The 19,929-nt window shown below is 70.3% G+C and carries 19 protein-coding genes; 13 read left to right on the top strand and 6 right to left on the bottom strand.

Annotated elements, in window-relative coordinates; genetic code table 11:
* Positions 1 to 4: 4 nt before the first annotated feature.
* The 6 genes from J2W45_RS12300 (at position 5) to J2W45_RS12275 (ending at position 6,840) form a co-directional block, all read left to right on the top strand.
* The gene (locus J2W45_RS12300) at positions 5 to 925 is read left to right on the top strand and encodes a PfkB family carbohydrate kinase (RefSeq protein ID WP_310132262.1); all 921 of its coding nucleotides are present in this window, start codon (positions 5 to 7) and stop codon (positions 923 to 925) included.
* A gap of 34 nt (positions 926 to 959) precedes the next feature.
* Positions 960 to 2,060 carry a LacI family DNA-binding transcriptional regulator gene (locus J2W45_RS12295; protein WP_310132257.1) on the top strand — a complete coding sequence of 367 codons (1,101 nt, stop codon included), beginning with the start codon at positions 960 to 962 and terminating at the stop codon, positions 2,058 to 2,060.
* Positions 2,061 to 2,536: 476 nt separating this feature from the next.
* Positions 2,537 to 3,862, top strand: coding sequence for an ABC transporter substrate-binding protein (locus tag J2W45_RS12290; RefSeq protein ID WP_396427087.1), 1,326 nt, complete (start codon positions 2,537 to 2,539; stop codon positions 3,860 to 3,862).
* Complete coding sequence (locus J2W45_RS12285) at positions 3,859 to 4,857, top strand: carbohydrate ABC transporter permease (protein WP_310132255.1); 999 nt, start codon at positions 3,859 to 3,861, stop codon at positions 4,855 to 4,857. The genes J2W45_RS12290 and J2W45_RS12285 overlap by 4 nt, the downstream gene beginning before the upstream one ends.
* A complete protein-coding gene (locus J2W45_RS12280; protein ID WP_310132253.1) occupies positions 4,851 to 5,687 on the top strand; it encodes a carbohydrate ABC transporter permease in 837 nt (278 codons plus the stop codon). Before J2W45_RS12285 ends, J2W45_RS12280 begins: the two co-directional genes overlap by 7 nt.
* A gap of 4 nt (positions 5,688 to 5,691) precedes the next feature.
* Positions 5,692 to 6,840: an MFS transporter gene (locus J2W45_RS12275; RefSeq protein ID WP_310132251.1), complete on the top strand. Its 1,149-nt coding sequence runs from the start codon at positions 5,692 to 5,694 to the stop codon at positions 6,838 to 6,840.
* 109 nt (positions 6,841 to 6,949) lie between these two features.
* On the opposite strand, the gene J2W45_RS12270 is transcribed toward J2W45_RS12275, so the two are convergent.
* Positions 6,950 to 7,510, bottom strand: a complete 561-nt coding sequence (locus tag J2W45_RS12270; RefSeq protein WP_310132250.1) for a GNAT family N-acetyltransferase — start codon at positions 7,508 to 7,510, stop codon at positions 6,950 to 6,952.
* Positions 7,511 to 7,691: 181 nt separating this feature from the next.
* Between J2W45_RS12270 and J2W45_RS12265 the strand changes: the two genes are divergently transcribed.
* A complete protein-coding gene (locus J2W45_RS12265; protein WP_310132248.1) occupies positions 7,692 to 8,573 on the top strand; it encodes a manganese catalase in 882 nt (293 codons plus the stop codon).
* Between the two features lie 3 nt (positions 8,574 to 8,576).
* Here the strand turns inward: J2W45_RS12265 and J2W45_RS12260 are convergent, their stop codons facing one another.
* The 5 genes from J2W45_RS12260 to J2W45_RS12240 all read right to left on the bottom strand — a co-directional run bounded on the left by J2W45_RS12260 (position 8,577) and on the right by J2W45_RS12240 (position 12,927).
* Positions 8,577 to 10,049 (bottom strand): aminotransferase class I/II-fold pyridoxal phosphate-dependent enzyme, encoded by a 1,473-nt coding sequence (locus J2W45_RS12260; RefSeq protein WP_310132246.1) that lies wholly within the window; start codon positions 10,047 to 10,049, stop codon positions 8,577 to 8,579.
* Positions 10,050 to 10,095: 46 nt separating this feature from the next.
* On the bottom strand, positions 10,096 to 11,292 hold the full coding sequence (locus J2W45_RS12255) for an MFS transporter (protein ID WP_310132244.1): 1,197 nt from the start codon (positions 11,290 to 11,292) through the stop codon (positions 10,096 to 10,098).
* A gap of 53 nt (positions 11,293 to 11,345) precedes the next feature.
* Entirely contained in the window at positions 11,346 to 12,287 is a 942-nt protein-coding gene (locus J2W45_RS12250) for a helix-turn-helix transcriptional regulator (protein ID WP_310132243.1), read from the bottom strand.
* Positions 12,288 to 12,350: 63 nt separating this feature from the next.
* A complete protein-coding gene (locus tag J2W45_RS12245) occupies positions 12,351 to 12,524 on the bottom strand; it encodes a hypothetical protein (RefSeq protein ID WP_310132241.1) in 174 nt (57 codons plus the stop codon).
* Position 12,525: 1 nt separating this feature from the next.
* Positions 12,526 to 12,927: a ChaB family protein gene (locus J2W45_RS12240; protein WP_310132240.1), complete on the bottom strand. Its 402-nt coding sequence runs from the start codon at positions 12,925 to 12,927 to the stop codon at positions 12,526 to 12,528.
* Between the two features lie 149 nt (positions 12,928 to 13,076).
* On the opposite strand from J2W45_RS12240, the gene J2W45_RS12235 reads away from it, so the two are divergent.
* The 6 genes from J2W45_RS12235 to J2W45_RS12210 all read left to right on the top strand — a co-directional run bounded on the left by J2W45_RS12235 (position 13,077) and on the right by J2W45_RS12210 (position 19,673).
* Positions 13,077 to 14,291 carry a zinc-dependent alcohol dehydrogenase gene (locus tag J2W45_RS12235; RefSeq protein ID WP_310132237.1) on the top strand — a complete coding sequence of 405 codons (1,215 nt, stop codon included), beginning with the start codon at positions 13,077 to 13,079 and terminating at the stop codon, positions 14,289 to 14,291.
* Between the two features lie 33 nt (positions 14,292 to 14,324).
* A complete protein-coding gene (locus J2W45_RS12230; RefSeq protein ID WP_310132236.1) occupies positions 14,325 to 15,158 on the top strand; it encodes an alpha/beta fold hydrolase in 834 nt (277 codons plus the stop codon).
* Complete coding sequence (locus J2W45_RS12225) at positions 15,155 to 15,940, top strand: PGAP1-like alpha/beta domain-containing protein (protein WP_310132234.1); 786 nt, start codon at positions 15,155 to 15,157, stop codon at positions 15,938 to 15,940. The genes J2W45_RS12230 and J2W45_RS12225 overlap by 4 nt, the downstream gene beginning before the upstream one ends.
* Before the next feature lie 68 nt (positions 15,941 to 16,008).
* Positions 16,009 to 16,392, top strand: a complete 384-nt coding sequence (locus tag J2W45_RS12220; protein WP_310132232.1) for an META domain-containing protein — start codon at positions 16,009 to 16,011, stop codon at positions 16,390 to 16,392.
* 141 nt (positions 16,393 to 16,533) lie between these two features.
* Positions 16,534 to 17,967, top strand: coding sequence for a glutamate decarboxylase (locus J2W45_RS12215; protein WP_310132230.1), 1,434 nt, complete (start codon positions 16,534 to 16,536; stop codon positions 17,965 to 17,967).
* Positions 17,968 to 18,020: 53 nt separating this feature from the next.
* Positions 18,021 to 19,673, top strand: a complete 1,653-nt coding sequence (locus J2W45_RS12210; RefSeq protein WP_310132229.1) for an amino acid permease — start codon at positions 18,021 to 18,023, stop codon at positions 19,671 to 19,673.
* Positions 19,674 to 19,929: the final 256 nt, after the last annotated feature.

The following is a 19,929-nucleotide window of genomic DNA, read 5'->3' as shown; positions in this document are numbered from 1 at the left end:
GCCGATGAGCACGGTGCGCGTCCTCGGTCTCGGGGACAACATCGTCGACCGGTTCGTCGACCGCGGCGTGGAGTACCCGGGAGGGAACGCCGTGAACGTCGCGGTCTTCGCCCGGCAGCTCGGCGCCGAGGCCGCGTACCTCGGGGTCTTCGGCGACGATGAGCAGGGGCGCTTCGTGCGACAGGCCATCGAGGACTGCGGGGTCGACACCTCGCGGTCCTCGGTGCGCCCGGGCCCCAACGGGGTGACCGAGATCGAGACGGTCGACGGCGAACGGCGGTTCCTCGGCTGGAACCAGGGCGGCGTCACGCTGAGCGACCCCGTCCGGCTGAGCGACGAGGACGTGCGCTACGCGTCCGGCTTCTCGCTCATCCACTCGAGCGCCTACTCGGGCGTCATCCCGGAGCTGCCGAAGCTCGCCGCCACCCGGACGCTGCGCTCGTACGACTTCTCGTCCGAGCCGGAGTACCGCACGACCGAGTACCTGCAGGCGGTCGGCCCGTGGGTCGACCTGGCGCTGGTGTCCCTCGGCACGCTCTCGCGGACGGACACCTGGGCGGAGCTCCGCCGGATCGCCGCGCACGGGCCGTCGCTCGTGCTCGGGACGCTGGGGGAGGGCGGCGCGGTCCTGTTCGACGGCGACGCGTACTACTACTCCGACGCGGCGCCGGTGCCGGGGCCCTTCGTCGACACGATGGGATGCGGCGACGCCTACGTGAGCGCGTTCGTGGTTGAATTGCTGCGATCCGGCTGGCGCAGGAACGCGCGGGCCGGCGGCGCCGCGCTGCACAGGTCGATGCGGCGGGCGGCGCAGTTCGCCGCACGGCAGTGCACGGTCGAGGGAGCGTTCGGTCACGGCCGCGCCGTCGACGAGTCGGTGCGGGTCGGTTCGCTGCCGCCGGTGGCCGCGGGCGACGCGGGATAGGGCGCAGGCCGCCCCGGATCAGGAAGGGGTGGCGATGTCCACGGAACGCGATCACCGCACTCCCTCGCCGACGATCTCGGAGGTGGCGGCGGCCGCCGGCGTCGGCCGTGCGACCGTCGCCCGCACCCTCGGCGGCTACGGCTCGGTGAGCCCGAAGACGCGGGACCGCATCCTCGCCGTCGCGAAGGAGCTCGGCTACCGGCCGAACTCGATCGCGCGCAGCATGACGACCGGCGAGACCCGCACGCTCGGCGTCGTGCTCGCCGACGTCGGCAACCCGTTCTTCGCGGGCGTTCTGCGCGGGATCAGCGACGCGGCCCGCAAGGCCGACTACGACGTCATCGTGCTGAGCACCGACGAGGACCTGCGTCTGGAGGAGGCGGCGATCGAGGTGCTCGTCGACAAGCAGGTCGACGGCATCGCCCTCGCCCCCGCGGCCGGCCGCAGCGCCGACCTCCCGCACCTCGACATCGTCGCCAAGCGGGAGATCCCGCTGGTGCTGCTCGACCGCCTCGTGGACACGGTGGAGGCCGACGCCGTCGTCATCAACAACCGGGAGGCGTCCCGTCAGGCCGTCATGTCCCTGATCGAGAAGGGGCACCGCCGGATCGCGTTCGTCTGGGGCCCGGTGACGAACGAGCCTGCCGCGGACGCCGACGACCTCCGCCGCATCATCGACCACGCGCTGTGGTCGGACGGCGAGCGCCTGCTCGGCTACCTGGACGCGCTGGAGCTGGCCGGAATCCCCTTCGACACGTCGCTGGTGACCCACGTGCTGAAGAACGAGTCGCAGGCGACGCGCGCGGTGCTCGGGATGCTGTCGCTCTCCGACCCGCCGACCGCCATCTTCGCCACCGAGACGGATGCGCTGACCGGCTCCCTGCGCGCGCTGCGCCAGCGCGGCCTCCGCTGCCCGGAGGACGTCTCGCTGATCGGCTTCGACGACAGCTCGTGGGCGAGCGTCATGACGCCGCCGATGTCCGTGGTCGCGCAGCCCATGCACCAGCTCGGCGAGCTGACCGCGGAGTGCCTGCTCGCCCGCGTCGCGGGCAGCGACGCGCCCGCCGCCACGCACGTCCTCGAGGCGGACTTCATCGAGCGCGACTCCGTCGCCCCGCCCCGCACGCGCCCGTAGCCCGCGCCTCCGTCCCTCGCGCCCTCCGCCCTTCGCACGATTTGTGCCAAATCGTGGTTTTCGCCGCCCCATAACGACGATTTGGCACAAATCGTCGCCACGCCCCGCAACGCAGGGCGCGCATTCGTCACGAATGGCGGCTCCACGCGCATCGTGGCCCCGTTTCGTCACGAATGTCGCCGGCGGCCCGCACCGCTGCGAGGAGACATTCGTCACGAATGCTCCCTCACGGCGGCGCAGGATGCGCATTCGTCACGAATGCTCCCGCCCGGCGGCGCAGGATGCGCATTCGTCACGAATGTCGCGACACCGCCGCGCCTTCGCGACGCGACCACGCCCGCACGTCCGCGATTGGGCAGTGTTGATACCGGTACCAAAATCACGTATAGTCATCGCAACCGGCCGCAGGGAGCGGCGAGGACCGATCCAAAGACGGGTCAGCGGAGATCCCGACCGCACGACCCGCACGACGGGAGATGAGCGTGAAGAACACCACAAGGGCCATCACGGCAGCAGCGGCGGGCGTCATGGCGCTCGCGCTCACCGCGTGCTCGTCCGGCGGCGGAGCGTCCGCCGACATCACCGCGAAGCCGGACTTCTCCGGCAGCATCAGCATCCTCACCGCGGCGGCGGGCGACCCGCTCGGCTCGTATTTCGAGAACCTGGTGAAGGACTACAAGAAGCTCCACCCGGATGTGAAGATCACCCTCGCGCAGGAGACCGACGACAACGCGATCAAGGACAAGGAGAAGGTCCTGATCGGCTCGCAGTCGCTGCCCGACATCTACTTCAGCTACGCCGGCAACTGGGGCGAGAACTTCGCCGCCAACGGTCTCGCCGTCGACCTCAGCTCGGTCATCGCGCCGGGCACGACGTGGGGCGACACCTTCGGCGAGGGATCCCTGAACGCCTTCAAGTACGACGGCAAGTACTACGGCATCCCGCAGTACGTCGACGGCAAGTTCATGGGCTACAACAAGAAGATCTTCTCCGACCTCGGGCTCGACGTGCCGAAGACGCTCGACGAGCTCATCTCGGACTGCTCGACCATCAAGTCCGCCGGCTACGTGCCCATCGCCTTCGGCAACAAGGACGGCTGGCCCGGCCTGCACTACCTCGGCCAGCTGTTCGCCTACGACGTCCCGCAGAAGACCCTCGAGGCCGACCTGCTGCCGACGACCGCGAAGTACACCGACGCCGGCTACCTGCAGGGCATGAAGCAGTTCCAGCAGCTCGTCACCCAGTGCACGGGGGATGCGTCCAACTCCAACGGAGTCACGTACACCACCGCGCAGCAGCAGCAGGCGACCGGCAAGGCGGCCATGTACTACCAGGAGCTCATCGAGTTCGACTCGGTGAACACGAAGGACAGCCAGCTCGCCAAGGACGGCTTCGGCATCTTCCAGCTCCCCGCCGCGTCCGGCGCCAAGGGCGACACCTCGACCCTGGAGGCCGCGCCCGAGGGCTACATGATCAACAAGAAGAGCAAGAACGCCGCCCTGGCGCTCGACTTCATGAAGTTCGTCATGAACGAGAAGAACGCCACAACGCTCTCCTCACCGCCGTACGGCCAGCCGAGCGCGGTGAAGGATGTGGTCACCGACCAGATCGCCACCCCCGCGGTCGCCGAGGGCACCAAGCTGGTGAACGACGCGAAGTCGACCGTCGTCTGGCTCGACATGGCCAACGTCCCGGCCGTCGGCGACGCCTGGGTCTCCGTCTCGGAGGGTCTCGTCTCCGGCAGCCTCACCCCCGAGGCCGCTCTGAAGGCCGTGCGACAGGCGTCCGAGAAGGCGAAATGACCACCACGCAGGCGCCCCAGGCCCCCGTGCGGCCGCGCACCCAGCCCCTCGCGGGCCCGGGTCGCGGCCGCACGGCCCCGGCACCCGGCGGCACGTCGCCTCGGGCCGCCAACCGCGGAGGCGCCCGCTGGCGCGGACTTGTCTGGCTCATCCCCGCGCTGGCGGTGCTGGCCGTCTTCGTCTACTGGCCGCTGATCCAGAACATCGTCTTCAGCTTCCTCAAGTGGAACATCTACAGCGGTGAGCAGACCTTCGTCGGCGGCGACAACTACGCCCAGCTGGCGCAGGACCCGGTCTTCTGGCGCGCCCTCGGCAACAACACCTGGTACGCCGCCCTGTCGATCGTCTTCCAGGTCTTCGGCGCACTCGTGCTGGCCGCGATCGTGGAGAGCGTGCGCAGCGACCGCTGGCGCAAGGCCTTCCGGGCCATCTATTTCATCCCGTCGGCGATCTCGCTGACCGTCGCGGGCCTCCTCTTCTACTTCATCTATCAGCCGCAGACGGGGATGCTGAACGTCTTCCTCGACAACGTCGGGCTCGGTCAGTTCTCGCAGGCGTGGCTCGGCCACGAGAGTACGGCGATCTTCGCGATCATCGCGATGAGCCAGTGGCAGGGGTTCGGCTACAGCGTCCTGCTGTTCTCGGTGGCGCTGCAGCGCATCCCGCAGGAGCTGTACGAGGCGGCGAACCTCGACGGCGTCGGCCCGATCCGCCGCTTCTTCCAGGTGTCGCTCCCGTTGGTGCGCGAGATGACCGGCCTCATGATGATCGTCACCATCTCCGGCGCCTTCCAGGTGTTCAACGAGGTGATGGTCATGACGAGCGGCGGTCCGAACAACTCCAGTCAGGTGCTCGGCACGTGGCTGTACCACGCCGGTTTCGTCACCAACGACTTCGGCTCGGCGGCCGCGATCGGCGTCGCCATCTTCGTCATCACGCTGCTGCTCGCCGCCGCGCAGCTGGCCTACTCGCGCAAGAGGAGAGTGGAATGGTAGCCCTCGCCCGTCTCGGCCGCGGCGTCCGCGCCGCCCTCGTCTGGGCGCTGCTCGTCGCGCTCGCCGTCGTCGTCCTCTACCCGCTGCTGTGGATGGTGACCAACGCGCTGAAGACGAACGCCGAGCTCTTCGGCAACCCGTTCGCCCTGCCGAGCCAGTGGCTCTGGCAGAACTTCGGCAAGGCCTGGAACCAGGGCGTCGGCGACTTCGTCCTGACCAGCGTCTCGCTGACGGTGCTGGCGACGCTGATCACCGAGCTGATCAGCGCCTGGGCGGCCTACGGCCTCACCCGCGTGAACATTCCGCTGAACCGCACCTTCACTATCGTCGTGCTCGCCGGCCTGATGCTCGCTCCGACCGTCGCGCTGATCCCCCTGGTGAAGCTGTTCCAGGCGTGGGGTCTCTACGACACGTTCTTCGGCCTGCTGATCCTCTACACGGCGTTCCGCATCCCGTTCACCGTGTTCCTGATGCGGGCGTACATGCTCGACCTGCCACGCGAGGTGGATGAGGCGGCCTCGATCGACGGCGCCTCGCGTGCGGCGACGTTCTGGCGGATCATCCTGCCGATGAGCATGCCGATCGTGGCGACGACGATCGTCCTCAACGTGCTGCAGAACTGGAACGAGTACCTGTTCGCGATGATCTTCACCAGCGGCACCGGCGTGCAGACGCTGCCGGTCGGACTCGCCGACATGATGTCGAAGAACGGCACGCAGTATCCGGTGGTCTTCGCCGGGATGGTGATGGCCGCACTGCCGATGGTGATCCTGTTCTTCGTGTGCCAGCGCTACTTCGTGCGCGGTCTCGCCGGCGGCGTTGGCAAGTAGCGGGGTGCGGACGTACCTGGAGCTCGTCCGCGTCCCCGGTGTCCTGCGGGTCACGGTCTCGCAGCTGGTGGCGCGCTTCCCGCTCGGGATGCTGTCGCTCGCGGTGCTGCTGCACGTGCGTCAGGCCAGCGGGTCGTACGCCCTGGCGGGTCTCGTGGTCGCCTCGGTGAGCGTCGGCGAGGCGGTGGCGATGCCGCTGGTGAGCCGCTCGGTGGGGGTGTTCGGCATCCGCCCGCCGGTTCTCGTCGCGGCGGTCGTGAACGCCACAGGGATGCTGCTGCTCGCCTTCGGGCCGCCCCTCCCGCTGCTGATGGTGCTGCTCGGCGCGATGATCGGATGCTCGGTGCCCCCGCTGATGCCGGTGGTGCGCGCGCTGTACCCGCGGCTGGTTTCGCGTCGCGCAGTGCCCGCGCTGTTCGCGCTCGACACGTCCGCGCAGGAGCTGATCTGGATCACGGGCCCGGTCGTCGCCACCCTGCTCAGCGGCACGGTGTCGACGCGAGCGCCCCTGATCCTCGCCGCGGCCGTGACCCTCGGCGGAACGGTGTGGTTCCTGCTCACCCCGCACATCGCGGGCGTGCGGCTGCCGCGCAACCCGACCCGGCCGGGAACGGTGCTGCTCACCCGGTCTGTGCGGCTCGCCGCGGCGACCAGTTTCGCGCTGATCGCGTCCTTCGCCGCGCTCGAGATCGCGTTGATCGCACGTTTCGCCGGCGACAGCATCCTCGCCGGCCTCGCGATCGCCGTGTCCAGCCTCGGCTCGCTGATCGGCGGCGTCGCGTTCGGCCACCGCCGCATCGGGCCGCGCGGGCTCGCCGCGGTGCTCGGCGGGGTGGCGGTGGCGACGGCCGCCGCGGGACTGGTGCCCGGCATCCCGCTGCTCTACGCCGTGCTGTTCCTGTCGGGGCTGGGCTTCGCCCCGTCCCTCGCCGCGCTGTACGCGATGGTGTCCGCGGCGCTGCCGGAGGCATCCACCCCGGAGGCGTTCGGCTGGCTGAACACCGCGGGTCTGGTCGGCGGCGCGACCGGGACGGCTGTGGCCGGCGTGCTGGGGGATGCGCTGGGCGCGCCCGGACCGTTCGTCGCGGCGACCGCCGCCTCCGTCGTCGCGGCGCTGCTGCCGCTTGCGCCGGGCCTGCGCCCACGCGCCTGACCCGCGTGCGCAACGCGACCGCCACGTCCCGTCACGTCTGCGCCCGCTCGCGCAGCCGCAGACGTGACAGCGCGCGGCAGTCGCGCCCACAGTCGCGCCCGCAGACCCGTCAGCGGAACGTCGGGCGCGGGTCCGTCGCGAGCACCGACATCAGGATCGAGTCCGTCCACTCGCCCTCCCACAGCAGGGTGTCGCGCTGCCGTCCCTCGACCACGAACCCCGCCTTCTCGTAGGAGCGGAGCGCGCGCGGGTTGAAGGCGTAGACGTCCAGCCCCACCCGGTGCAGGCCGATCTCCGCGAACGCGTGGTCCAGCATCACGGTCATCGCCTCCGTGCCGTACCCGCGGCCCGGGAAGCCTGGCGCCAGTGCGATGCGGGTGTTCATGGAGGCGCTGTCCTCGTCGAGCTCGTTCAGCACGATCTCGCCCAGGTAGTCGCCGGTGGACCGATCCAGGATGGCCCAGTCGGCGCGGTCGTCCGCTGCGCCGATGCGGGCGAGATGCGCCGCGACCGCTGCTTCCGTGAACCGGGTGCGGGTGCCCGTCAGCCGCATGCTCTCGGCGTCGTGGAGTCCCTCCCAGACGCTGTCGAAGTGCTCGGGGCCGAGCGGCACGAGACGCACCCGCGGCCCCTCGAGGACGCGGACGGCGGTGAGCTCGTCGGTCTGCACTGCTTCCCCCTCCAGTCTTCCGGACATCGGATCGGGGACCATGCTACCCAGCAGGCCCGGCTGGATGGCGGGCACGAAACTGACGCCCATTAATCGCCCGGCCCACCGGACTGTCAACGGCTGGGGTCATCCCGATTCCGGGGCTCCTCTGGAAGCACCAACCAGAAAGGGGAAACCGCGAATGTTCTTCCACCGTCAGGAGATGCAGCACACCGGGAAGCCGGACAAGCCGGACGCGGTCTACGCACGCAAACTGCAGGAGGTGCTCGGCGGCCAGTACGGCGAGATCACCGTGGCGATGCAGTACGGCTTCCAGGCCTGGAACGCCCACATCCCGGGCAAGTACCGCGACCTGCTGTACGGGATCGGGGCCGAGGAGTTCGGTCACGTCGAGATGCTGGCGGTCATGATCGCCCAGCTGCTGGAGAAGTCCCCGCTCGGGATCACGGAGGACGCCGTCCAGGACGACCCGGTCGTCGCCGCCGTCGTGGGCGGGACCGATGTGCAGCACGCCATCGTCGCAGGCGCGGGAGCGCGCCCGGTCGACAGCAACGGGAACCCCTGGCAGGGCAGCTTCATCACCGCCAGCGGCAACCTGCTCGCCGACTTCACCGCCAACGCGAACGCGGAGATGCAGGGCCGTCTCCAGGTCGCCCGGCTCTACCACATGACCGACGACGCAGGGGTGCGGGACCTCCTCTCGTTCCTCCTCGCCCGGGACACGATGCACCAGAACCAGTGGATCGCCGCCGCCGCCGAGCTTCGCGAGGAGGGCACCGAGGACCTGCCGGTCCCGAGCAACTTCCCGCTCAGCAAGGAGGACCGCGACGTGGCGTACGAGTACATCAACTTCTCGGACGGCGCGGCGGCCGCCGAGGGACGCTGGGCGAGCGGTCCGACGCCCGACGGCAAGGGGGAGTTCACCTACCTCGACGGGCCGCAAGCTACGGTGCCGATGCCGCCGCCCACGCACCCGGACTCCCGCTTCTACGGGACGACGGAGCTGCCCAACACCGTCGAGAAGGTCGCCGGCGCCGTCCAGGACAAGCTCAACAAGGAGTGACGGTCACTCCGGATGCGGCAGGCTCCGGGCCACTCGGAAGGTCTCGAGGCTCGCGTCCGCCGCATCCGGGATGACCATTCCCGCCGCCAGCCCGGTGCGCAGGTAGTCCACGACCGCGCTGTTGATCACCTCGCCGGGCAGCAGCGCCGGGATGCCCGGCGGGTAGGGCGTCACCTGCTCGGCGGCGATGCGACCGGCGGCCTCGCCGGCAGGCACGGTCTCGACCGGGCCGAAGAAGGCGTCGCGGGGCAGGGACGCCATGACCGGCCGGAGGTCGGCCTTCGACGGCAGCGATACCGGGCTCGGTGCGGGCATCGACTCCGCAGCGTCAGGCAGGGCCTCGAGCGCGTCCAGGAGCCGCTTCGTCGTCTGCTCGTCGTCGGCGGTCGAGATCACCGCCTCCACGCGCCGGTGGTCGTTGATGCCCACATCCAGCCGGTGCTCGGCGCGCAGCCAGTCCGCCACCTGGTAGCCCGAGACGCCGAGCCCCTGCACGTCGATCAGGACGTGCAGCGGGTCGAGGTCGTGCGACGCCTCCTCGGCGAGCAGCTCATCCCGCAGCACGTGCAGCCCCGGGATGCGCTCGATCGCCGCGCGAGTCCGCTCGGTCAGCGCCAGCGCGTCCGTCAGCAGTTCGGTGCCGTGCTGCACCATCTGGCGGCGCCAGCCGTCGATCGCCGCGTAGAGCAGCACATTCGAACTCGTCGTGGCGAGAACGTCGGCGCACTGCGACAGCCGGACCGGGTCGACCAGCGATCCCTGCAGGTGGTAGACCGAACCCTGCTCGAAGCCGATGCCCATCTTGTGCACGCTGACGACGCAGATGTCGGCGCCCGCATCCATCGCCCACGTCGGCAGGTCGTCGTGGAACGGCAGGTGCGCGCCCCACGCCTCGTCGACGATCACCGGTTTGCCGCGGGAGTGGCAGATCTCCACGATCGCGCGGAGGTCCGCGCAGGTGCCGTAGGGCGTCGGGCTGGTGACGACGGCGGCCGACGCGTCGGGGTAGCGCTGCCACATCCGCTCGAACTCGTCGGGTCCGGGTGGATGCGCGATGTGCTGCTCCTCGTCGTAGCGGGGCGACGCCCACCGCGGCTGGAGGCCGGAGAGGACGAGGCCGGCGATGGTCGACTTGTGGGCGTCACGTCCGATGATCAGCTCGCCCTCGCCGCGGGTGACGGCGAGGATGGCCGCCTTCACCGACAGCGAGCTGCCGCACGTGGAGAAGAACGCACGATCGGCCCCGACCGCGTCGGCCATCAGCTCCTCGGCCTTCGAGAGGTAGCCGTTGGAGGACTTCCGGTCGTCGAGCCCCGCGGTCGCGAGCACGTCCTCCCGGAGCGCTCCGCCGAGGACCGCGTTCACCCGCTCGTCAGCGCCGCGGCCCTGGCGGTGGCCGGGCGGCGTGAAGCCGTAGCGATCCAGGCGGTGGTAGTCGGCGAGGGCGTCCAGCACGGGGGCTTCGTCGTGATCCATACCTCCTCGGTACACCGCGGGCCGCTGCTCCGGGAGGGGGCTGACATCAGCGCGCGTCCGCCGCTGCACGCCGGAACGCGGGGAGGACGAGCGACACCACCGTGAGCACGGCGAAGACCGTCGCGCAGGCGATGATGCCGCCGGTCGAGCCGGAGCGGTCGAGCACGAGCCCCGCGAGCACCGGCGTCACCGGCGCCAGCAGCCCGACCACCAGCACCATGCTCGACTGCGCACGCCCGACGAGCGCGTCAGGGACGCGCACGGACACCTCCCCGAACAGCGACGCCGCGACAACGGGCGCGGAGAAGAAGGCGACCGCCCCCGCGACCCCGATCAGCACCGGCGACTGCAGGGGCAGCAGGGCGACGGTGGCGGCGGTGTCGACGAGCGCGGCGAGGCGGAAGACGGCGCCCGGCCGGAGCCGCCGCTGGATGGCCGGGGTGAGCAGCGCGCCCGCCAGGCCTCCGGCGGCGCTGATGCTCGACATCAGACCGATGGCTGCGCTGCCCGCCCCGCGGTCCTGGGCGACGACGATCACGATGAGGCCGACCGCCGAGAAGGTCGCAGTCAGCGCGGCGACCCACAGGGCGGCCGGGAGGAGGAAGCCGTCGCGACGCAGCCAGCGCCAGGCGGACTTCCGTTCTCGGCCCGGGACGGCGCCCGCACCGGAGTCCACCGAGGACGCCGCCCTCGGCAGGGCCGCGACCAGGGCGAACGAGGCGGCGTAGCTCAGCGCGTCGACGGCGAACGGCAGCCAGGGCGCGATCCCGAAGAGCACCCCTCCCGCCAGTGGTCCGAGGAGCCCGGCCAGCTGGGAGCGGGACTGCATCCGCCCGACCGCGATGGCCCGTTCCTCCGGTGCGCTGATCGCGCGGAGCAGACGGAACTCGGCCGGCCCGAACACCGCTCCGGCGCAGACCTCGAGGCCGACGACGACCAGCACGGGCCCGATACCCGCCAGCCCGGCGGAGACGGACACGGCGAGCACGGCGAGGAGGATCGCCCGGGCGGCGTCGGCAGCGAGCATGAGCGGGCGCGGCGGCCGCCGGTCGGCCAGCGACCCCGCGGGGAGGCGTGTCACCAGTCCCGCGACGGCGACCACCGCGCCGACGAGACCGGCCTGCGCCGCCGATCCCGTCAGCTCCAGGATGAGGAGCGGGTACGCCAGCGACGAGACGCTCGTCCCGAACTGCGAGAGCGCCTGCGAGATCCACAACAGGGCGAAGGGGCGCCGCACATCCATCCGGGGATTCTACGAACCCGGACGGTTCCTTCGTCAGCGCCGTGGACTGCGCATCAGCGCGCGAGAGTCGCCGCGGGCGCCTCTCCGTACTGCTCACGGTAGCGGCGCGTGAACCGGTCCGCGTCGGGGAACCCCCACCGCGCGGCCAGGTCGGTCAGATCGGTGGTCACGGGGTCGGAGACCAGGAGGTCGGTCCGTGCGGCCGACAGCCGGACCGTCTGCAGGTGGGCACGCGCGCCGGTGCCGCCGTGCGAGCGGAACGAGGAGTTCAGCTGGGCGATCGTCGCGCCGACCGCGCCCGCGATGTCCGTCACCGTGATCGGGAGCGACGCGTGGTCCTCGATGAAGCGGACCGCGGCGCGGTACGTCTCGCGCTGACCGGCGGGGCTCAACGGCCGCTCCCGTGGGTCGCCGTTGAGCGGGAAGCATTGCAGCGCCGCCATCGAGAGGGTGTGGAACAGGCTCGCGCGCACCAGCGGGTGGCGGAACGTGCCCGACTGCACGTACTCGGCGGCCACCGTCGCGGCGGTCATCATGTAGGCGGCGTGGCGCGGACTGGTCGTCTCCGGACCGTCGAACACCACGGTCAGGTCCTCGTCCCCGTACGTGGTGCGCGCCACATCCTGCAGCATCGCCGGCGGGAGGAAGATGTCGACGATGTCGGCATCCTCGGCGAAGCAGGTGAAGTCGTGCCCGGGCCGGATGAGGAACGGCGAACCGGGTGCGACGCCCCGCTTCCCGTCGATGTCCCACAGGTAGCTGCCGCGCGTCACATTGACGATGACGATGTCGTCGAAGTCGCCGGACGCCTCCCACTCGCCGCCGATGCTGAACTGGCCGATCGAGAACGACGGGTCGACCGCCTGATCGACCGCGAACGAGAAGCCGCCGTCGGGCTCCGAGGCGAACGCGAACCGGCCGCCCGCGGCGGCGAGAAGTGCATCGGCCTCCGCCGGCTCCGACGTCCGGCTGTGCAGCCGGGTGAAGTCAGCCATCGCTCCACGCTACCCCGGGCGTCCCGTGATCGCGAGCGTCCTGCACACCCTGCCGGGCAACCCTCAGTCGGCGTGTCCCAGCACGTGCACCGGGATGCCGAACGACAGCGCGATGCACAGGATGCCCGCGAAGAACACGAGGCCCTGGAACGCCGGGAGGGTGTCCGCCAGTCCCAGCAGGAAGATCCCCACCAGGAACAGCAGGAAGCACAGGATGAACGCGATCACATCGCCCATGTCAGCTCTTCTTCCGTTTCGCCGCCGTCTCGCGGCGGTTCGCCTTCTTGATCTCGTCGACCAGCTCGTCCTTGGTCATGCGGGTGCGGCCCGAGATGTCCAGACGCTTGGCGACGTCCAGCAGGTGCGACTTCGAGGCGTTCGCATCCACGCCCTCCTGGGTTTTCGCGCGCGTGCCGCGTCCGCCCGCCGCCTTGCGGTCGGACGGGCCGTTCTTCGCTTTGCGCTCCCAGTGATCGCCGACCTTCTCGTACTCGTGCTTGAGGGCGGAGAACGCGGTGCGGTGGGCGCGCTCGCCCTCGCCGTACTCCTCCACGGCCGAGTCGTGCGCCTTCGACCAGAGCGCCTGAGCGTGCTTCTCCGACCGTTCGAGCGTCGAGGGGAGCTCCTGTGAAGCGGGCATGATCCTGTGGTACTCCTTCCGCTGCGAGTGGGGCTAGTACTTCTCCTCCACAGCTACGCCTCTTGCGCGGGTTTTCAACGGGTTCCTGAACCCCCGCCCGTCGCGCGTACCGTCGCGCCAGTCTGGAGAAACGACCGGGAGGAGAGAACATGAAGGCGATCGTGTGGCACGGAGTCGGAGACATCCGGCTCGACGATGTACCCGACCCCACCATCCAGGAGCCGACGGATGCGATCGTCCGCATCACGACGAGCGCGATCTGCGGCACCGACCTGCACATGATCCGCGGCACGATGGCGGGCATGAAGCCGGGCACGGTGCTCGGTCACGAGGCCGTCGGCGTGGTCGAAGAGGTGGGGGATGCCGTGCGCGGCTTCTCGCCCGGCGATCGCGTGATCGTGTGCTCCACCATCTCCTGCGGGGTGTGCCCGCAGTGCCGCGCGGGCAACACGGCGCAATGCGACGTCGCCAATCCCAACGGACCGGCCGCGGGCACGTCATTCTTCGGCGGCCCGGAGACGACCGGCCCGGTGAACGGGCTTCAAGCGCAGTACGCCCGCGTGCCGTGGGCGCAGCACACGCTCATCCCGGTGCCGGAGGCGGTGAGCGACGAGCAGGCCATCCTGCTGTCGGACATCTTCCCGACCGCGTGGTTCGGTGCGGAGCTCGCCGCCGTGAAGCGCGGCGACACCGTTGCCGTCTTCGGTGCGGGCATCGTGGGTCAGCTCGCGATCGCCTCGGCGTTCCGCCAGGGCGCCGGCCGCGTGTTCGCGGTCGACGGCATTGAGACCCGCCTCGCTCAGGCGCTCGATCAGAACGCCGAGATCATCGACTTCAACGCCGAGGCGCCGGTCGACGCCATCCTCGAGCTGACGCGGGGCGCCGGTGTCGACGCGGTGATCGACGCCGTCGGCGTGGATGCGCAGCGCCCGAAGAGCGGGCCGGCGGCCGAGCAGACGCAGGAGCAGGAGCCGGAGTTCCAGGAGGCGCAGCAGGAGGTCGCGCCCGAGACGAACGTGCAGGAGGACCAGTGGGTCCCGGGGGATGCGCCGACCCTCGTCTCGCAGTGGGCCGTCGAGTCCGTCGCGAAGGCGGGGCGCATCGGCATCATCGGCGTGTACTCGCCGCAGCTCACGCACTACCCGATCGGCGCGGCGATGAACAAGAACCTCACCGTCCGCATGGGCAACTGCAACCACCGCGCCGTGACGCCACCGCTGATCGACCTGGTGGCCGCCGGGCTGTTCGATCCGACGCGCTTCATCACGCAGGAGGTCGGGGCGACGGACGCGCTGGAGGCCTACCGCAGCTTCGACCGCCGCGAGGAGGGATGGCTGAAGACCGTCCTCGACCCGTCGGCGTGAGGCGGCGTGACCGCGGGTGAGTACCGTGGGAGGGTGAGCGCCGACCGAGACCCCCTGCCGACACCCGCAGCCGTGGTCACGGTGGACACCGGTGGCGACGCCGGTCGTAGTGCCGGCGCGGGCCCCGTCTTCGTGCTGGTCCACGGCATCGGCGTGAGCTCCCGGTACTTCGAGCGGCTGGTGCCGGCGCTCGCCGAGGAGGGACGCGTGATCGCGGTCGACCTGCCGGGCTTCGGCAAGGCGCGCCCGCTGCGCCCGAGGCTCGGGTTCTCCATCGAGGAGTTCGCGGACGCCGTCGCCCGGGCGCTCGACGGCCTCGGCGTGTCCGAAGCGGTGATCGTCGGGCACTCGATGGGAACGCAGGTCGCCGTCTGCCTGGCCGACCGGCGCCCCGACCTCGTCCGCGCCCTCGCCCTGCTCGGACCCGTGATGGCGCCCGACGACCGCAATCCGCTCCGCGCCGGTGCGCTGCTCGGCCTCGACACGCTCCGTGAGGACGCGCGCGGCAACCGCATCGTCATCGGCGACTACCTGCACTGCGGCGTCCGCTGGTACCTGGCGACGCTCCCCGCCATGCTCGGCTACGAGACGGAACGGGAGATCGAGCGGGTGAGCGTCCCCACCCTCGTGGTGCGCGGTGGACGCGACCCGATCGCCCGCGACGGCTGGGTGGATGCGCTCGCCGAGCGCTCCGGGGGCGGGGCCGCGCGGGTGCCCGGCGTCGCGCACCTCGTGATGCACGGGGCGCCGTGGCGCACGGCAGAGCTCATCGCGAGCCTGGTCGCGGCGCCCGGAAGCGACGCCTCGCAGCAAGCGGACGCGGCGCCGGGACGAGACGCGATGCCGGAACCGGACGCGACCCGATGAAACGCACCCTGCTGCGGCGCGCCGGCGTGGTGGTGCTCGACTACCTCTACGCCGGCCGCTACCAGCTGCGTGCCCTGCTCGACCGCAGCACGCCCGACGCGCTCGTCGCGGGCGCGGGGCACAAGGCCCCGGTGGTCCTGCTGCCCGGGATCTTCGAGACCTGGCGTTTCCTGCGCCCACTGACCCAGCACATCCACGCCGCCGGGCACCCGGTGCACGTCGTCACCGCGCTCGAGGACAACCGCATGTCCGTGCCCGAGGCGGCGGCACTCGTGAACCGTCACCTCGAACAGCACGACCTGAGCGACGTCGTCATCGTCGCCCACAGCAAGGGCGGGCTCGTCGCCAAGTACCTGATGGGGATGCCCGACTCCGGGCCGCGCATCCTCACCGCTGTCACCGTGGCCACCCCGTACGCCGGCTCGTCGCTCGCCCGTTTCATCCCGCTGCCCAGCGTGCGGGCCCTCATGCCCGACACCGCCGGCATCGTCCGCCTCGCGCTCAGCCGCGCCGTCAACGCGCAGATCGTGTCCGTCTGGGGCTGGTTCGACCCCCACGTCCCCGGCGGAAGCCGGCTGGACGGCGCCCGCAACATCGAACTGGACGTGGGCGGCCACTTCCGCATCCTCGCCCGGCCGGAGCTCCTCGCCATCGTGGACGAGGTGCTCGGCGACCGGCCGCCCTCCGACCGGCCGCCCGCGGACAGGCCGCCCGCGGACCAGCCGCCCGCGGACCTTCACGCCGAGGACCTCCCGGCCGAGGACCTCCCGCCCGCGGAGTGACGTCTGTCGCTCCGCCCGCGCCCGGCGCTACCCTTCGCGCAAAGACAGGGGATCAGCCGGGAGGCACCATGCTCCAGCACCACCGCATCACCACAGCCCGCACCGCGGCCGTCCTCGCCGCCACAGTCCTTCTACTCGCCGGATGCGCGGGCACCCCGAGCGGCGCCGCGGTCGTCGGCCGCTGGGGCTCGACGTCGTCCGGTCAGCCCAACCTCGACATCCAGAACGACGGCACGTTCGCCGGGAGCGACGGATGCAACCAGCTGAGCGGACAGGGTCAGATCGACGGCGACGAGATCACCTTCGGCGCGATCGCCTCCACGATGAAGCACTGCGAGGGCGTCGACACCTGGCTGAGCAAGGCCGCGACCGGCAACGTGAAGGGCGACACCATGACCGTCCTCGACACCGGCGGCAGCACCATCGGCACCCTCAAGCGCTCCGGATCCTGACACCGGGAACTGTCTTTCGCGGCCCCAACGGGCGTGATTAGCGTGTGCCGTGCCACGCCGGGCCAGGGCACGGCCGACGCGGTGGCGGACCGGGGGAACCTCGCGCGAGCCGGGAACGTGCCGCGAGGAGTGAACGAACCCATGACCATCGCAGAGCCTGGAGAGAAGTCCGCCGCAGCGTCGTCGCCCAGCACCGCCTTCACGGGCATCAACGACCGCACCCAGCTGAACCCGATCTTCGCCCGACCCGGTGAGGACACCGACCTGCCCGTCGACCGCATCCCGGACAGCGAGTCGCTGCCCGAGACGGCCTACCAGATCGTGCACGACGAGTCGATGCTCGACGGCAACGCACGCCTCAACCTGGCGACGTTCGTGGGCACCTGGATGGACGACCATGCCGCCCGGCTGTACGCCGAGTCCGCCGACAAGAACATGATCGACAAGGACGAGTACCCCCAGACGGCCGCGATCGAGACGCGATGCTGGAAGATCATCGCCGGCCTGTGGAACGCTCCCGACCCCGAGAAGGCGATCGGAACCTCCACCATCGGCTCGTCGGAGGCGTGCATGCTCGGCGGTCTCGCCCTGAAGCGCCGGTGGCAGCAGGCCCGGCGCGCCGCGGGCAAGCCGACCGACAAGCCGAACCTCATCATGTCGAGCGCCGTGCAGGTGTGCTGGGAGAAGTTCTGCAACTACTGGGACGTCGAGGCCCGCTACGTGCCGATCAGCGACGAGCACAAGGTGCTCGACGGGCACGACCTCGAGAAGTACGTCGACGAGAACACCATCGGCGTCGTCGCGATCATGGGCGTCACCTACACCGGGATGTACGAGCCGGTCGCGGAGATCTCGAAGGCGCTCGACCGCATCCAGGCCGACACGGGACTCGACATCAAGATCCACGTCGACGGCGCCTCCGGCGGGATGATCGCGCCGTTCCTGCAGAAGGACCTCGAGTGGGACTTCCGGGTCGACCGGGTCGTGTCGATCAGCACCTCCGCCCACAAGTACGGCCTGGTGTACCCCGGGCTCGGCTGGGTGGTCTGGCGCACGGTCGACGACCTGCCCTCCGACCTGGTGTTCGACGTGACGTACCTCGGCGGCCACATGCCGACCTTCGCGCTGAACTTCTCGCGCCCGGGCGCACAGGTGCTACTGCAGTACTACCTGTTCCTCCGGCTCGGGTGGGACGGCTACTACCGCGTCCAGAAGGCGTCGCAGGATGTCGCCCTCTACCTCTCCAGCGAGATCGCCAAGATGCCGGCGTTCGAGCTGTGGAACGACGGCTCCGACATCCCCGTCTTCGCCTGGCAGCTGAAGAAGGGCCACACCGACAAGTGGAACCTCTACCACCTGTCCGAGCGGCTCCGCCTGAAGGGATGGCTCATCCCGGCCTACCCGATGCCGGACGACATCGCCGACCTGACGGTGCAGCGCATCGTCGTCCGCAACGGGCTCAGCCGCAACCTGGCCGAGTCGCTGGTGGTCGACATCCGCGAGGCCGCCGACTACCTGGACCGCCTCGAGGCTCCGATGCCGGTCGAGGGCCAGGTCCAGTCCTTCACGCACTGAGTCATCCACTGAGCCACATCCACGGACCTTCATCGACGAGCGGGGAGCGAATCATGACGGCAACGAGCGAGCCCGGCAAGGCCGCGGCTCGGCAGACACGGGCCGACGGAACGTCGGCGCCTTCCCCCGACCACGTGAAGCCGCATCCCTTCGACGCGGTTCCGCACAAGCCGGCCATCGGTGCCCCGGGCACCACCGCGACCAAGTTCATGAGCCTGACGCAGCTGGCGATGCTGACGGTGGTGGCCGTCGCCTCGCTGCGCAGCCTCCCCGCCATGGCCGGCTTCGGCCTCGGCTCGGTGACGCTGTTCATCATCCCGGCGATCTTCTTCCTGATCCCGGTGGCGCTGGTGGCCGCGGAACTGGCGACCGGCTGGAAGGGCGGCGTCTTCACCTGGGTGCGGATGGCGTTCGGCGAGAAGTGGGGATTCCAGGCGATCTGGCTTCAGTGGGTGCAGAACGTGGTCTGGTATCCCACGCAGATCGCCTTCATCGCGGCGTCGCTGGCGTTCGTGTTCCTCGACCCGAACCTGGCGAACTCCGGCTTCTACACGGCGGTCGTCATCCTGGTCATCTACTGGTTCTCGACCTACATCACCCTCCGCGGCGGCAACCTGTTCGCGAAGGTCGGGTCGTGGTCGGGGCTGGCGGGAACGATCTTCCCGGGCGTGCTGCTCATCCTGTTCGGGATCATCTGGCTCGGGACCGGCCACCCGAGCGAGACGCCGCTGACCGCCTCCGCGATCATCCCGCCCTTCACCGGCATCGCCTCGATCGTGCTCATCGTCTCCAATGTGCTCGCCTACGCGGGCATGGAGGTGAACGCCGTGCACGCGAACGACCTGAAGAACCCGGGCAGCGGGTACCCGAAGACGGTGCTGATCTCGTCGATCCTCATCCTGGGCATCTTCATCTTCCCGACCATCGCGATCTCGGTCGCGGTGCCGTCGTCGGAGCTCGGGCTGACCACCGGCATCAACCTCGCGTTCAAGACGTACTTCGACGCCTGGGGGATGGGCTGGGCCGTCCCGCTGATCTCGCTGCTGATCGCCCTCGGCGCCTTCGCGTCCGTCGTGACGTGGATCGCCGGACCGTCCCGCGGCCTCCTCGCCGCGGCCCGCTCCGGCTACCTGCCGGTGTTCCTGCAGCGCCGGAACAAGGCGGGCGTGCAGGTCGGCATCCTGAACGTGCAGGGCATCGTGGTGACGCTGCTCGCGGCGCTGTTCATCTTCGTGCCGAACATCAACACCGCGTTCATCCTGCTGGTGGACATGGCCGCGGCGCTCTACCTGATCATGTACATGCTCATGTTCGCGGCGGCCATGCGGCTGCGGCGGACGCATCCGCAGGTCGTCCGCACGTACCGCACCCCGGCGATGGGCCTGATCGCGACGATCGGGTTCCTCGCCTGCTTCGCCGCATTCGCGCTCGGCTTCGTGCCGCCCGCGGGCTTCGCGGCCGGGGCTCCAGGATGGGCGTATCCGCTGCTGGTGGCGGTCGTCGTCATCATCCTGGGCGTGCCGCCGCTGATCTTCTACGCGATCCGGCACCCCTCCTGGGATCAGCGGACCCCCGAGGAGAAGGCGACCTTCGACGACGTGCTGGTGAACCCCGGCCAGACCGCCGCCCCGCCCGGCGCGTCGGCCGCGCCGCCGGCTACGCCGCCGGCGCCGCCGCGCACCGGCCCGGCCGCCGGCCCGGTCTGAGCGCCTCGGCGCCGAGTGGTGACTACATGTCGCCACTCGGCGCCGATTCGCGCATCCACTCACGACTCGCCGGCGCGTGTCGCGCGGGGCGCGCCGCGTCGGTCCCGCGATTCGTGCCGAATGTCGCTTCTGTCGCATCCCACGCCGCCATTCGTGACGAATGTCCCGCTCCCTGTGACGTGAGCCCGCGCTTCCCCAGAGATTTGTGCCAAATCGCGGTTATGGCGCTTCCAATACCGCGATTTGTGCCAAATCT

Origin of the sequence: Leifsonia shinshuensis, from assembly GCF_031456835.1 — a bacterium.
Classification (GTDB): domain Bacteria; phylum Actinomycetota; class Actinomycetes; order Actinomycetales; family Microbacteriaceae; genus Leifsonia; species Leifsonia shinshuensis_C.
The sequence above is the reverse complement of the archived record's forward strand: the minus strand, read 5'-3'. Positions and strand labels throughout refer to the sequence as shown.

What these genes read in the sequence shown, in the direction of transcription:
- J2W45_RS12300 (WP_310132262.1), top strand. Translation starts at nt 5, where the DNA reads ATGAGCACGGTGCGCGTCCTCGGTCTCGGGGACAACATCGTCGACCGG.
- J2W45_RS12295 (WP_310132257.1), top strand. Translation starts at nt 960, where the DNA reads ATGTCCACGGAACGCGATCACCGCACTCCCTCGCCGACGATCTCGGAG.
- J2W45_RS12290 (WP_396427087.1), top strand. Translation starts at nt 2,537, where the DNA reads ATGAGCGTGAAGAACACCACAAGGGCCATCACGGCAGCAGCGGCGGGC.
- J2W45_RS12285 (WP_310132255.1), top strand. Translation starts at nt 3,859, where the DNA reads ATGACCACCACGCAGGCGCCCCAGGCCCCCGTGCGGCCGCGCACCCAG.
- J2W45_RS12280 (WP_310132253.1), top strand. Translation starts at nt 4,851, where the DNA reads ATGGTAGCCCTCGCCCGTCTCGGCCGCGGCGTCCGCGCCGCCCTCGTC.
- J2W45_RS12265 (WP_310132248.1), top strand. Translation starts at nt 7,692, where the DNA reads ATGTTCTTCCACCGTCAGGAGATGCAGCACACCGGGAAGCCGGACAAG.
- J2W45_RS12260 (WP_310132246.1), bottom strand. Translation starts at nt 10,049, where the DNA reads ATGGATCACGACGAAGCCCCCGTGCTGGACGCCCTCGCCGACTACCAC.
- J2W45_RS12255 (WP_310132244.1), bottom strand. Translation starts at nt 11,292, where the DNA reads ATGGATGTGCGGCGCCCCTTCGCCCTGTTGTGGATCTCGCAGGCGCTC.
- J2W45_RS12250 (WP_310132243.1), bottom strand. Translation starts at nt 12,287, where the DNA reads ATGGCTGACTTCACCCGGCTGCACAGCCGGACGTCGGAGCCGGCGGAG.
- J2W45_RS12245 (WP_310132241.1), bottom strand. Translation starts at nt 12,524, where the DNA reads ATGGGCGATGTGATCGCGTTCATCCTGTGCTTCCTGCTGTTCCTGGTG.
- J2W45_RS12240 (WP_310132240.1), bottom strand. Translation starts at nt 12,927, where the DNA reads ATGCCCGCTTCACAGGAGCTCCCCTCGACGCTCGAACGGTCGGAGAAG.
- J2W45_RS12235 (WP_310132237.1), top strand. Translation starts at nt 13,077, where the DNA reads ATGAAGGCGATCGTGTGGCACGGAGTCGGAGACATCCGGCTCGACGAT.
- J2W45_RS12225 (WP_310132234.1), top strand. Translation starts at nt 15,155, where the DNA reads ATGAAACGCACCCTGCTGCGGCGCGCCGGCGTGGTGGTGCTCGACTAC.
- J2W45_RS12220 (WP_310132232.1), top strand. Translation starts at nt 16,009, where the DNA reads ATGCTCCAGCACCACCGCATCACCACAGCCCGCACCGCGGCCGTCCTC.
- J2W45_RS12215 (WP_310132230.1), top strand. Translation starts at nt 16,534, where the DNA reads ATGACCATCGCAGAGCCTGGAGAGAAGTCCGCCGCAGCGTCGTCGCCC.
- J2W45_RS12210 (WP_310132229.1), top strand. Translation starts at nt 18,021, where the DNA reads ATGACGGCAACGAGCGAGCCCGGCAAGGCCGCGGCTCGGCAGACACGG.